9 protein-coding genes are annotated in these 14119 nt (G+C 37.0%); 2 read left to right on the forward strand and 7 right to left on the reverse strand.

The window, feature by feature from the left end; genetic code table 11:
- Positions 1-2: 2 nt before the first annotated feature.
- From ABXH06_RS05325 to ABXH06_RS05350, 6 genes are read right to left on the reverse strand one after another with little or no spacing between them, the layout of a single operon-like run.
- Positions 3-2480, reverse strand: coding sequence for a type I restriction-modification system subunit M (locus ABXH06_RS05325; RefSeq protein WP_353517533.1), 2478 nt, complete (start codon positions 2478-2480; stop codon positions 3-5).
- A 17-nt stretch (positions 2481-2497) separates the two neighbouring features.
- A complete protein-coding gene (locus ABXH06_RS05330) occupies positions 2498-5344 on the reverse strand; it encodes a DEAD/DEAH box helicase (protein ID WP_353517534.1) in 2847 nt (948 codons plus the stop codon).
- Positions 5337-6737, reverse strand: coding sequence for an EH signature domain-containing protein (locus tag ABXH06_RS05335; RefSeq protein ID WP_353517535.1), 1401 nt, complete (start codon positions 6735-6737; stop codon positions 5337-5339). Before ABXH06_RS05335 ends, ABXH06_RS05330 begins: the two co-directional genes overlap by 8 nt.
- Positions 6737-7519 carry an OmpA/MotB family protein gene (locus tag ABXH06_RS05340; RefSeq protein WP_353517536.1) on the reverse strand — a complete coding sequence of 261 codons (783 nt, stop codon included), beginning with the start codon at positions 7517-7519 and terminating at the stop codon, positions 6737-6739. The genes ABXH06_RS05335 and ABXH06_RS05340 overlap by 1 nt, the downstream gene beginning before the upstream one ends.
- Before the next feature lie 11 nt (positions 7520-7530).
- A complete protein-coding gene (locus tag ABXH06_RS05345) occupies positions 7531-9162 on the reverse strand; it encodes an anti-phage protein ZorA-like protein (RefSeq protein ID WP_353517537.1) in 1632 nt (543 codons plus the stop codon).
- 16 nt (positions 9163-9178) lie between these two features.
- A complete protein-coding gene (locus tag ABXH06_RS05350; RefSeq protein WP_353517538.1) occupies positions 9179-10057 on the reverse strand; it encodes a BrxR family transcriptional regulator in 879 nt (292 codons plus the stop codon).
- A 267-nt stretch (positions 10058-10324) separates the two neighbouring features.
- Here ABXH06_RS05350 and ABXH06_RS05355 point away from each other — a divergent pair, with 267 nt between their 5' ends.
- Both ABXH06_RS05355 and ABXH06_RS05360 read left to right on the forward strand, forming a co-directional pair.
- The gene (locus tag ABXH06_RS05355; RefSeq protein ID WP_353517539.1) at positions 10325-11974 is read left to right on the forward strand and encodes an amidohydrolase family protein; all 1650 of its coding nucleotides are present in this window, start codon (positions 10325-10327) and stop codon (positions 11972-11974) included.
- 85 nt (positions 11975-12059) lie between these two features.
- Positions 12060-13160 carry a hypothetical protein gene (locus tag ABXH06_RS05360; RefSeq protein ID WP_353517540.1) on the forward strand — a complete coding sequence of 367 codons (1101 nt, stop codon included), beginning with the start codon at positions 12060-12062 and terminating at the stop codon, positions 13158-13160.
- Between the two features lie 151 nt (positions 13161-13311).
- Here ABXH06_RS05360 and ABXH06_RS05365 read toward each other — a convergent pair whose 3' ends face one another.
- On the reverse strand, positions 13312-14094 hold the full coding sequence (locus ABXH06_RS05365) for a substrate-binding periplasmic protein (protein WP_353517541.1): 783 nt from the start codon (positions 14092-14094) through the stop codon (positions 13312-13314).
- Positions 14095-14119 lie beyond the last annotated feature (25 nt).

Consider the following 14119-nt stretch of genomic DNA (forward strand, 5'->3'; position numbering starts at 1 on the left):
CACTACACTCCATGTACTTTAGCGATATCAACACCAAGTATGTCAGCAATTAATCCCTCTGCTTTTTGCTCAAGGTTAATGATGTCGGTTGCTACGTCATCAATTGCTCGTAATGGTTTGTGCTGGTAGAAGTACTTGTTAAAGCTGATTTCGTAACCTATTTTGGTGCTATCGAGGTTTATCCACGCTTCAGAAACATGAGGTTGCACTTCATCAAGGTAATATTGGTGGATTTCGCTATTGTCTTGCACACTATTCTTATAAGCTTTATCTTCAAGATAAGTTAACGGTACTGATTCAGCATCACGTAAATCAGAGTTTGATTCAAAAGTGGTAAATTCCAATTTTTTACCTTCAACGGCATAATAACCAAAGTCAGCTAAATCCGTTTGTTCACAACCTAAATGATGTAATAGTTCATCGAGCTTATCTTGTTTAAATTTAACGACCTTTTTAATGATTTTTTCAGCATTTTCGTCGTACCAACTCATGGCATTAACCACTGTGGTGTAAAAGGCTTTGCGTTTATTTGCTTTAATATCTGCTAATACATCAGCTGAAACTTCTTTAAATTGAGCTTCCACATCAGCTTTAAATACGTTGTAATCGTTATATTCTTTGGTAATGGTTTCAGCTAGTTTGTTTGCAAGCTCAACCAATAACCTACCGTTTAGCCAAGTATCGGTTGAAAGTAGCTTGGCTTTCGCTTTAGCGTTTAGGTTGATGTCGTTATCTTCACACCATCCAATAATTTCCTTTTCCATCGCTTTATTGTCAGCTGTAAAAAAGTCAGCCTGATAAACCTTATCGCCATATTCCGCAAAAAGGTGTTCCATTGGCTCGCGAAGAGTTTTATCAAAACGCAGTGGTGCAATAAGTTCGTCTTTAAACTGAGCACTGCGTCTGTCTGGGCGTTCAATATTTACTTTGTAGTAACCAAAATCATCATTATTAAATACTTTAGCGGCAATGCCTGTTGGATCATTATCTTGTGTTACTTGGCGTTCAACACTTGCGGCATCAAGATAGGTTTGGGTAATTTCAGTAATATGCTCTGGTGAAAACTCACAGTTTTTGTTACCTAAATTTTTTCGTAGCTTTCTAAATAACAAACTCGCATCAATAAGCTGTACTTTGCCTTTACGCTGCTCAGGTTTGTTATTGTTCAGTAGCCAGATATAGGTAGTGATACCTGTGTTGTAGAACAAGTTATTGGGTAGTTGCACTATGGCATCTAGCATATCGTTTTCGATAATGTAGCGGCGAATGTTACTTTCGCCTGAGCCTGCATCACCAGTAAATAAACTAGACCCGTTATGTACAGAGGCAATACGAGAGCCTAACGGACTGGTGTCTGTCGACTTCATCTTGCTGACCATTTCCATTAGAAACAGTAATTGGCCGTCTGATGAGCGTGGCGTGGCGTCTACAAAGCCTTCTTTTGGTAAATTTCCCCAGTAATCTTTAAGTACAACCTGAAAGCGTGAGTCGATAACGTCTGAGCCTTCTTTAATATGCTTTTGTTCACTTGCCCAACTTTTACCGTATGGCGGGTTAGATAAACAAAAATCAAAGCGTTGACCTGCAAATTCATCAGTAGAAAGTGTTGAACCTACTTTGATGTTTTTAGGATCATTGCCTTTGATCATCATGTCTGATTTACAAATAGCGTAAGTTTCGTCGTTGATCTCTTTACCGTATAAATTAATATCACGGGTAGTGTTTTCTACTGGGTACTTTTCATTAATAAAGTTTTGTGTTTCGGTAAGCATACCGCCACTACCACAAGCAGGATCATAACAAGTAAGCGTTAGTGGTAAATCTGATTTGATTGGATCAAATACTAGGTGAGTCATTAACTCAATTACTTCACGTGGGGTAAAGTGCTCACCAGCCTCTTCGTTGTTATCTTCATTAAATTTACGGATTAATTCTTCAAAGACATAACCCATGCCTAAGTTGCTCAAGGCAGGCAGTTTATTACCTTCTGGGTCTTCAACTTCGTCAGGCGTTAAGTTGATAGTTGGTGAAACAAATTTCTCTAATACATCAAGCAATACGTCTTTACTTGCCATGTGCTGAAATTGAGATTTGAGGTTAAAGCATTCGATAATTTCTTTAACATTGGCACTAAAACCGTTTAGGTATTCTTCAATATTCGCCAAAATAATTTGGCGGTTATTGGTTGCTGTTTCTTTAATGCTGGTTAATGTCCATTTAGAAGTGTTGTAAAACACATATCCTGCGGCATCAATTAATGGTGCATCATCAAGCTCTGTTGCTTCCATTTCTTCTTTCTGAAATTTAACTTCATCAAGTACCGCTTGTTTAGTGGGCTCTAGTAAGGTATCTAAACGGCGTAACACCACCATAGGTAAAATTACGTCACGGTATTTACCACGTACGTATACGTCACGCAGGCAGTCGTCAGCAATTGACCAGATAAAAGAGATAAGTTTGTTATGTGCACTATGATCCATTTGTATTCCTAGTTGCATTAACCATTTAAGGTTTGCGTATATAATTCGTTAAAATCTGAGTCTGTAACCGTGCCTGGGAGTAAGGCGTTCAAACTGAGGTTACGTTTTTTATTTAATAATCTGTTTAGGTTAGCGTCGAATGAATGTTCACCGTATTTAGGGTGTATCGCCATCGGAATATAGACGTATACAGGCTTTTCTTGGCCTATACGAAATGCACGGTCTGTACTTTGATCTTCTACGGCTGGGTTCCACCATCTTGTAAGATGAATAACATGATTTGCTGCTGTTATCGTTAATCCGACACCACCTGCTTTAGGTGACAGTAACATAACGTCAAATTGGCCTATTTCACCTTTTTGAAATTCGTCTACATATTTTTTACGCGTATTACCATCAACTTGTCCATTGATCCGGAATGGCCTCTTATCGAGTTGGTATCGTTGTTGTAAATAACCTGATAGATATTCTTGAACGTCAATCGTTTCGCAAAAAACAAGTGCCTTTTCACCCTTGTTTTTTATCTCATCTAGTATTTTTATAAGCGAGGTTAATCTTGCTGAACGCTTTATGACACCATCATTAATACCTGAGCCATCGAACTCTTCGGCTACTAATGACGCTTTTCTAATTTTTTGGATAAATTTAAGAACTGCACCAGCATTGCCTTTTTCTAGTTGCACTTCCTTTACGATATTCTCATATTCTAGTGCTTGAAGTTCAGGCATCACCATCGGCACTTCTTTGATGATTTTTTTAGGCAATCCGTCAATATGGTCAACCTTCATTCTGCGAAGCATTAACGGAGGTGTACTCTTTTCGACGAGTAACTCTTTTAGACGTTGTGCTTCAAGTGGGTCAGCTTCCGCAGGCTTTGCATATTCATTATGAAAGCGGCTGAGTGAACCAAAAAGACCTGGTTGGGCAGTGTCAACAATACACCAGAGATCAGCTAGTTCATTTTCAACAGGTGTACCGGTTAACATTAATGTGAAATCAGAAGATAAAGATTTCGCCATTTCAGTTACACGCGAAACGGGGTTCTTAATTTTTTGCGCTTCATCGAATATCGTTATACCCCAATCTATCGATAGAAAGTATTTGATCTTATCCCTTAATGTTTCATAAGTTGTTAACACCCAGTCAGCACTTGTTAATTTTTCATTTCTTTCTACAACATTTAAGTCTTTCAATTTTCGGATACTTGGCCCGTAAGCTTCGAATAACTCTCCAACGCCTGGATTATGCAAATGTATTGCGGCTTCATCACGCCAGTTTTTTAACAGGCCTGAGGGTGCAACTATTAAAAACGGTTTATTAGGGTAATCATTGGTGTTCATTAACTGCTTAACACCAGCCATGAACGTTAAAGACTGTATGGTTTTACCTAAACCCATATCATCGGCTAATAACGCTCCAATAGAGCCTGACTGCCAATGATTTGCTAACCAAGCTAGGCCAAACTTTTGATGCTCGTACAAACTTGTTGTTTTCAGGCGCTGTGGAATTTGTGGTAAAACTGGCCTAGGTGTTTTCTTAATGACTTCAAATTCAACATCTTCAATATTGTCTTTTAAAATTGGGGCTTCTACAGCTAGTGCAAAGTCAGGTTTGTCACCTTTATCTTCAAAAGGTTTTAGCATTTTTATCAGAAGGTTTTTTACTTCTAATGTCACTGGCACTGTTTGACTTTTAAAGGTGATGTTTTCTAACTCATCGTCTAATGCTGTTTTGATTAACTCTAAGAGCTGCTTCATTTCTTCGACAGTGAAGTTAACCATCATATCTTCTATAGGGAAGAATAAGCGCATTTCGTCATCTGGCACCCAGTCTCCATCACGCTTAACAACATAAGCACACAGTTTTGGTTCCCATACACCTATTTGCTCAATTCTTTGACTAACAAATTCAGGTGTTTCAACAAAAATGGCTTCTAATTCTTCCGGTGTTTCATCTAACGAGAGTGACTCATTAATGTATTGATGCGGGTTCGCTACGAAGGCTAGTCGTTCTTCAGAAGATTTTTGTTGAAACTCTTTAACGACACTGAGCACTCTACTAACGCGTTCTGGTAAAACTACGTATGTACCATTACCAATCGCATAATTGCTTTTAGCACTGTTCCATTTTTTTAATTGTTGCTCAAATTCCTTTTGTTTTGCTTTTGGTACTGCGTATTCAACATCTGATTGGCTTTGAACGTCCCATGACTTCTCTGACGATGGCTTTATTAATAAAGGATTGAAAGCACCATGTTCTCTTATATCAAGTGTTAACCTATCAGCTCTGCAAATCGTAATTGTACTTAATTGCCCCTCTACAACTGAATCGTCAGGTAATAATTCTTGAACCTCACCCCACCTTACAAATCGTTCATCCAAATCATTAGTAGGAACTAAGTTAAAATAGTCAATCTGCTTTATTATGCTGTAAATAGGGTCAAGAATTAGTTGTTGTTCCGCTCCTAGTTTAAGAACAGCACCATCTATCTTTGCGCCAAGAAATGGCCTACCTTCAGGGCGAAGTAATCGATAGTTTAATTTAAAACCTGGACGGCTGATCAGGCCTTCAGCACTTATCTTTAGTTTAGCTTGGCAAACCGTTGGAAGACTAAGTTGTTTGGTTTCAATTTCTGTAAATGTGGCGATAAATCTATCTGAACATATCACTTTGTCTTCTAAAAATTGTGGGCGGTGCTCAGAGTCACACTCTCGAAATAAAGCATCAGCAATAACAACACTATCACCATTGGATAATTGATAACGGCCCCAGCTACTTGGCTCCAATTTTTTGTCATTAAACTCGACATAAAATTCAAATCCCTCTGAAGCTCTAGACCAATGTAAATTAGCTTTATTAGTCATTCATATAATCCTTTGCTAAAACTCTAAGTCCAGTTAAATCGCGAATATGCGTTGATAGCCTTTCTTGCCAACCACCAGTTTCATTACCGTGGTGGGCCCCAGTATGGTCACAATTAGCTATCACATCATCTCGGTTATAATGCTTTTCATAAAATGCGGGTGCATATTGAGTTGAGTTCCAAACACGATAACTACCTGAATGACTCCACTCTGTTAAAATTAAATCACCAATTTTCATTATTAAAACACTGTGTCTTGAATCTCCTCCTGATAGTGAAGAGTAGTTGTGTTTGCCTTTAATAAAGTTAGGTGCTTGTTCATACGCCCTATGACCAAGTGCAAACCACGCTTCTTCGATGTAACCCTTTTTCAAATAGGCATTCCAAAAGCGTTTACGATAACGCCAGTGTCTATCTGAATCCGACTGCGTATCAGCTACATGACTTAATAAGTTAAAGAAGTCTTCCATGGTTTTTTCAACTAACCAGCTTTGGAAAACTCTTCTAGCTTCATCACTAACGCCATGCCAGCCTGATAGCTCTACTCTTGGGTCGCCATAATGTGTCAGGAAAAATGTTTTTAATGCATCCTTAACAACTGGCTGAATTTGAATATGATGTAAAGACGTAAGAATAGAATCCGCTGTTTCTATTCTAAATTCTGGGTAACGCAGTTTGTCCTCAAGCTCAGAAAACTCGATCAAATTCGATATCAAGGTCATTTTTTGATTGAATGAACTCGAAGTAACATTTTCTTTAAAGTTACTAAGGTAATGACTTAAGAAAGTTAAAGTGAACTTACTACTACTAAGGCCTTCCAATAGTCCCCTGCTTTTAAGTTCTAAGCCAATTTTCCCAGTTCGAATTACATTCTGTATCAACGCTGAATGGGCATTTGTATCGAGTGTATTCCTACGAAGTATTTCAACCGACAGCCTTGCTACTTTTTTGTTTTTGCTGTTGTTAAATAATGACTTAATATGGTTTTGAATGTCATTTATATACTTTTCTTTATAAGGATAAGACACTAAGTAAGCGTTATAAAAAGCCATGATAAATCGGTAATTATCAACTTCATTTGTGAGGTTTTTATAAAAGTTCATAAAACGCCACCGCTTTATAAGTGGTTTATCCTCATCAAAATGCTCAAACAAAACCCACGGTGAATGATTTATATCGTAACGAGACAACGATGAAACATTTTTAGTTTCGAACGCCAACTTCAAACGGGTATAGATTTGCTGAAGTGAACTTTTGGATGGTGCTTGAATATCACTATCGATAGTTACTTTTGTAATGTCGTTACTTGCTTTTGCTAGTAATGACTCTCTAAGTGCTGGAGGCTTGTTCCAACTTTCTACATCAAGTGATTGAAGTGCAGATTTAGCAAACATTAATTAACACCTTCCGCATTAATGTTTTTCTGAACATCAGTCAATGAAGGTGGTGTCATGATAAAGCGTAAATCGATACGTCTATTAGTAGGATCAGACTTTGGGTATGAATAACTGTGACCAGCTACAGGTCTACCTTCTCCATAACCACTTACGGAGAAAATGGGCTGCATGTTAACGTTTACAATTTGGTTTAACACTGTATTAGGAATAAGTACACGATACGCCGTAATTGCACGACTTGCTGATAAGTCCCAATTGTCTTTATATTTGTATGACTTCATCGGAACATTATCTGTATGTCCCTCAACAAAGATTGAGTCTATTTTACCTTTGAACTCTTCAAAACCTTCACAGTCATGATGTGTAGGAGGGTTTGCGGCGTAACAAGGAATCACTGCATCTAAAACTTTGCCTATTGTTTTTAAATTCAATTCATTTTGTTCATCTAAAGAGGCACTGGCTGTTTCAAACTGGACGGCATTTTCAGTTAACCTTAAAACGCCATGTTCAGCATCCACTTCAACAATGATATTTTCAGCTGCTAATTTTTGTTTTAACAATAAAAGCAATTCGCTTCTTGTTTCATCCAAGTTAGTGAATTTTTTAACTAGCTCAGTCTTTTTTCTGGTAGCTTCTTTTTGCTTTTGAATCGCATCTTGAAAGTTAATAATAAAAGCGACCAAGGTTATGATGAATATAAATAGCAAACCAGACATCATATCACTTACAGAAATGAGGTATCCGGCACCTTCGTCTTCTAAGAGGTCATGTTGGCTCATCAGTTATTCCCTTATTGAACTGTGGCTTTTTTGCCACTGCTTGTCGCTGATGATATTTGTTTAATAAAGTCACTACTATGCTGCTCTAAACCATCACCTAATGATTCTATTGAGTCACTAATTTCTTTAGAAGCAAACGCGAGCTCTTTAACTACTTTTGCTGCATGCTTATCTAATTCAATAAGGTATTCATTTGTTGAACGAGCGTATTGGGTCATACCATCATTGAGGTTGTTAAACATGTTCCCTAAAGACTCATCTACTGTAGTAAATCTATCTTGGTAGTCTTTCCAGTTTTGTTTTATTTGCTCTTGAGTCTCAGAGATTAACACGTGAGTTTGCTCAATATTCTTAGCTGTATTCGAGAATTGCTCAGCGATATTGTTAGTTTGTGATATCAATTCACTTTGCTTATCAACGGTCGTGTTGGCATTTTCTAAAACGTCATTGCTTTTCTCAATTAAATTACCTGCTGTAAATACTGTCTCTTTAATTCTTTCGTGCAGCTCACCATTGCTTTCGTTCAGCCCTTTTTGAGCTGTTACGGCATTACTTAATTCACCAGATAGATCATTTATTTTAGTTGAAGCGTTTTCTGCAACATTAGTCATTTCATTCATAATAAAGGTTGCAGTTTCATTCATTGCTTTGTGACCATCAGATAAAGCAATTAGTTGTTCTTCTAGTTTCGCACTAATAGTCTTTATCGTCTCAGCAAGTGATTGCATTTCTACACCAGCAGCTCCTGAGATAGAAGCTGCAAATTCTTCCATTACCTTTTCAATGGTTTCATCGTTAGCAGATTTTTGATTTTCAGTCAGTTCATTAATGGCTTCAACTAGGGGCTCCGCAACTTGCTCTTGCATTACTTGTCCCATTGTTACTGCTAAGTCATTAGCAAAGGTTTCAAGAGCAAACGATTGTTTCTTGGATTCTTGAAGTACCTTATTTGAGAGGCGCTCAGCAGAAAAATACTCTACACGTTCATCTATTTCAGCAACAAAATCCTGACATAATATATCAAATTCATGAATTTTATTTTTCTCTGCTTTTGAAAAAAGCATTGAAGATGATAAGCCTGCTATTGAGGTGAGGAATGCGAGTGAAGCACCAGATAGCAAGACATTTAATGCTTTTTTAGCCTCATCAATATTATCTGCACTAAGGCCTGGAGAAGCGATATAAATTCCGGCTACTAACCCGATAAAGGTTCCGACAATACCAATGCCTGTAAGGATATTCGGTAATGCATTGAACCAACGCATATTAACTTTGGCCCAAAGGATATATCGCTGATTAAAGTACGTTGAGGTGTGGTGTGTATTAAGGATCTTTTCATCTTCATTATCAGGTTCAAAATCAACATAAGGTATTAAAAGAGTTTCGTTAAATTCTCTCCAACTATCACTTAAATATTTTGTTTTAGTCATTGATTCATTAAATGTTGAATCATAAAACGCACTAAATTCTGACTTCGAGTGTCCGGATTTGGTTAAAGCCTTATTTATATCTCTAAATTCACTAATAATCGGGTTAATTCTATTTGAGAATTTTCTATATTGAATAAAAGCGAATAAGACAATTCCAATTAAGACAATTACAACAGTTTCTGTTTTTATGAATAACGATGCTAAAAATTCCATTTTTTTACCTTCTATTTTAAAAATTATTGCCAGGCGCTAAAGCAAGATTTTCTGCGCCATCTAAAGTTTTATTATTCTGTAAATATAGCTGATATTCAGGGCCTGAAAGTGAGCCACTTTCAGAACAATCCACATTCCAACGCCTTAGTAAATAACCTGCCATTGCTGCTCTAACATCTAATTTGAGCACGCCATTTTCCATTCCGTAATCCATTTTAATGGCGGTTGGATATTCAACGTTCTTAGGGTGCGGAACGATTTCTAGTGGCATGATAGTATTCCACTGCTCATCTTGAACTTTAATTTCGTTTACTTCAGGCTCGTTATTAATCACCGTTACTTTGGCAAGGCGTGTTAAAACAAAATCTCTAAAGGCATTACTCTTTCTGTCATAAGCACGAACATGCCAGCGTAGACCATTATCAACAATGGTATGTGGTACTAATTCACGAGCACCAGAGCCACTTGAAAGTGAGGTATAGATAACACTTACCGCTTTGCCATTAATCATCGCTTGGGTGAGTTTGGCGATAACGTTTATATCAGGTACGTTAAGCTGGCTTGGTTGCTCTACGGGGAATTCAACATCGCCAATGGCATCAAAGCCATCAGAGATTTGATGTGCAAGCTTAACTAGCGTGCGCTTAGCATCATGTGTAAATAATGGTTTGAAGCTGTTGGTTAGAAAGTATTTCTTTTGGGTATTGTCATACGCCATGTTCTTTGTCGCATGTTCTTTATAGAGGTTGATATCGCGAGTCGCGGCAGAAACACCAAGCTTGAAATGCTGGACGATTTCGGAGCGTGTAACGCTTCCGGTAAAATACAACTTAAAGTCAATATAGGCGAGACGCTGCTGTTGAGCGTAGCTTAACTTTTCCAATTGATTGTCCATATCGTAGAAATTTCTTTTTATTATTCAAATAGTCAAAGTTAGTATGTCTCATAATGAATCACACCTCAATAGATAAAATATCAAAATCGGTTATTTGTCTGATAATTATTCGCATTAGTTAGTTTGTTTGCATGTGAAGGCCCTTTTACACTACTCCCTCAGTTTTACGGTTATTTCGCGTATTATATTAACGGTAATTTGACAATTACCAAATATGACTTATGGTTAATTTTTATACAATTATAATTACTAATAATGGTCAATATCATGGACGACTTTAATCGCCGGCAGATGCTGAAGGCTCTATCTATAGTACTAGGCTCATCTTTGTTACCCTCTTGCTCTATTTTCACTGGTAGAGATTCGTATTGTAAACACTATAAATTTGATCATTTAGATAAACCCGATCAAGACTTTTTAAAACTAACCCCTGTTATTGATATGCACGCGCACTTTTTTAATGCGACGGATCTTCTTGCCGTTGAGTATGTTATGGGCCCTGTGCTTAATGACTTTTTAGGTAATAAGTTCAAGTTTACCAGAGCATTATTAACACGTATTGCAAACGGTATTTTTGGTGTACTAGAAAGTAAAAGAAAATTTATTCATGCCAATGCCGAGCTAATTTGGCTGTCATCTTCAAGTGCTTGTGCACCTGATATTGAATATGGAGAAGTTTCAAGTCAATTTTATGATGTGGTGCAACAAGAAAACCGTAATAAATCACTTTCATTCGATAAAACCCAACCATCCATGAGTTTCGACGACCTACTTAATGCATCAGCAAATGAATTATCTGGTGGTTTCCAAGCTCAACAAAAACAACTTTATGACGCTAACACTAGGATTGAGTTTGATAAAGACACAATACTTAACGCGGTAAATTTTAATAGTGTGTATGAACAACAAAAAGGACTCACTAAGGGCTTTCGAACGTTTGCAACTTGCCCTTCTGATCCTGGTTTTTTCTCTAGAATTTTTGCTTTTGTTGGCCGTGTATTGGTTCGGCGCAGTACTAATATCCAAGCATACTATGATCGATATACTAAAAGTCCATTGTACGAAGGCACAGGCGTTAGGCATGTAATGAATATAGGGTGCGATTTTGATTTTTTCTTAGGTAAAAATTGTAGAACACCTAGCTCATCAATTGCTGATCAAATAAAGGTCAATGAAAAGTTATACGAACATACCAATGGTTATGCTATCCCAGTACTTGGCGTAAATCCTTGGAAAGCAGCTCATGATGATGATTATTGTGATCTCATCGAAGGCGCTCTTTCTAGAGGTATATATAAAGGCGTTAAACTTTATCCTTCGATAGGTTATTCAGTTACCGGAGATTTCAGGAGCGGAGTTAAAACTTATCAATGTGGTGGTAAAGGGGTAACTAAAGATAGTATTTTTTCAGGAATCAATAAAATATTCGATATCGTAGAGGATTATAAGGGCTATGTTACATCACATACTACTCACTCAAAAGGTGGTCAGCCAGGCTCTGAAAAGCTCGCATCATCGAAATATTGGAAAGAAATATTAGATCAACGCCAAGATATGCGGATTAATTTTGGTCATATGGGCGACACAGGTGGCAATATTGGGTCGCATTGGCGTAAAGGCTTTTTAGACTTAATGCTAAATTATGAGCATGTGTATGCAGATTTTGGTTATCACGAGTATGCAAACTATCAAACATTAAAGTCTGATTTAGTAACATTTAAACGTTACGGACAAGCGCTATTTAATAAAATCACTTATGGCTCTGATTGGTACATGATTTCAAAAGATAAAGGCTCAAATGCATACCTTTGTAATTCAGTTAGTAACTTTAGAAAAGCAGTGGCTGAAGGAATTATTAGCAAAGCTCAATTTAAAGCAATGATGTATGACAACGCTAACAAATTCTTAAAGCTTTAACTTCAATCTATTAAGTTTTGTTCTATGAGCATTGGGCTTAGTAGTCACTCAATTTAGTTTAGCTATAAATTTATAAGGAAATTCAATGTTATTAAAATGCGTTATTTATTCGGGTTTACTTTTTGTTATTTTTGCAACACCCACTCAAGCTAGGTCGATTTGGCTCAAAGGGGAGTACCATGAACAGATGAGCCTTGATTCCATGTATTGTGCACAGGCTTCAGGTGAACAACCCACTTCATGTACTAACCGCCCTACGTCTTGGCATCAAGGTATCGATTTAACGAGTATTCATATTGGTACTTTGTCACAAGAAGAAATGATTAAAGCCGTGCGATTCCCTGACGATCCTGTTAAAGAGTTATCCTTTAAAAATCCTATAGGACTTATTCGTTGGTCATGGAATATGGGAATTGTTGGTTGTAACGATAAAGTGAATGGCCTAGTACAAGGTCTACGCTGCAGTTCACATTATGGACCGTTTCAGTTTTTACATGCAATGAGTAGTAAAAATGATATTGAGGCAAAAGAAACCAAAGCAAAAATTATGTCATGGATTGAATACTTAACATTAATTATTGAAAATAAAAATAACTTTATAAAGTCAAACTATTGTGAATATTGGTCTAGTGAAAAAGAAAATCAAAACCCAATTGCTAACTATATGATCCCCGAAGGTAAAGATGGGTTTCCCTGTAAATTGGATAGTGGGTCCCCTTGGACAATAGCAACACCATTGGCTTTTCATTGTAAATTTAAAATCGTAACTTGTAATGTTAATTTAAATGAAAGGAATATAAAAAACAATGCGATAGGCGCTTTGCTACATTTGATTCAAGACTCTTATACTCAAGGACACGCTATACGGGGAGATTGTTGTAATAACACCTCAAAAGTTGATATTGCAAAATACCAATGTTTACCAATAGAGCAATTTAATTCTTATCAGAAGCAAGAAAAGAGCGCGCATGCCGATGCCGATGGACAACCCTCAGCCGGAACTTCCTGTAAAGATAATCAAGTGCAACACGATCCAATCACTGCTGGCGCAATAATATTGTGGAAAATACAACATGAGAAAACTAATTTATCGGCATCTATATATCAGTATTTAGATGCTAATGTTTTTCAACTTATTAACCCGAACGCTTTATCTTCAGCTGGGCAAGGTTTTCAAAAAATTTAGCTATCTGTAATGCAGTAAAGATAATGTTCGTACTTTTACATTTTTTATAAAGCGTTATTAAAATGTCTATAAAATAATTCTCACTATACTGGTGAACTATCGGTATAGTGATACAAATAAGAGCAACGTGTATTGGGAGGTAATTGAGCGTTTACCCTTGATGTTGCAGCTTAGTCCAGTCGTTGATGATCTCAGTGAGTGTTCCGTTTTGTCTTAAGGTTTTAATGGCATTGTTTATCTTAGTTAACACGGTTTTATCTGCTAGTTTTTTACTGATCATAATATAAATATCATCGCTGTAAATGGTGATCGGGTGCTGTTCGAATTCACCTTGCATTTTGTATTTATTGACAAAAGCATTCATGGTTACCGGATCAACTAAAAAGCCATCGATATGACCTTTAAGCAGTAATTGTACATTTTGTTCTATGTCTATTACTTCGTTAATTTGCGCGCGAAATTTAGATTGTTTGATCAGCTCTTGATACGCTTTTCCGTAGTAATATCCCCCTTCAACACCTATCATGTAAGGACTTGATATTAAATCCGCCAGTTTATTCAAAATAATGCTATTTACCTGACCTTTTTTAACATATAACTTTACGGTTTCTTGTCGATAAGGAATGGAATAATCCGCGTATTGCGCTCTGTCTTTGCTATAAGAAGCCCCCATCGCTAGATCCATGTCTCCGGTTTTAATGTAATTTAAATGGCGTTTCCATGGTAATTCGGTATAGGTAACCGATAAATTTGCTTGTTTAATGATGGCATTAAAAATATCTAAATCGAGCCCTGTTAGTTGTTGTTGAGAGTTATGATATTGATACGGGTACCATAACTCCCAGCCTACGGATAATGGAGCTTGTTGAGATACACTGTGAAAAGAAATCAAGAATAGACCAATAACGGATAGTTTATTTAACAGTCTTTTCATCAATGAATACCTCGCTTATCGGTTT

The sequence above is a fragment of the Thalassotalea sp. SU-HH00458 genome, from assembly GCF_040362795.1.
GTDB classification, from domain to species: Bacteria; Pseudomonadota; Gammaproteobacteria; order Enterobacterales; family Alteromonadaceae; genus Thalassotalea_H; species Thalassotalea_H castellviae.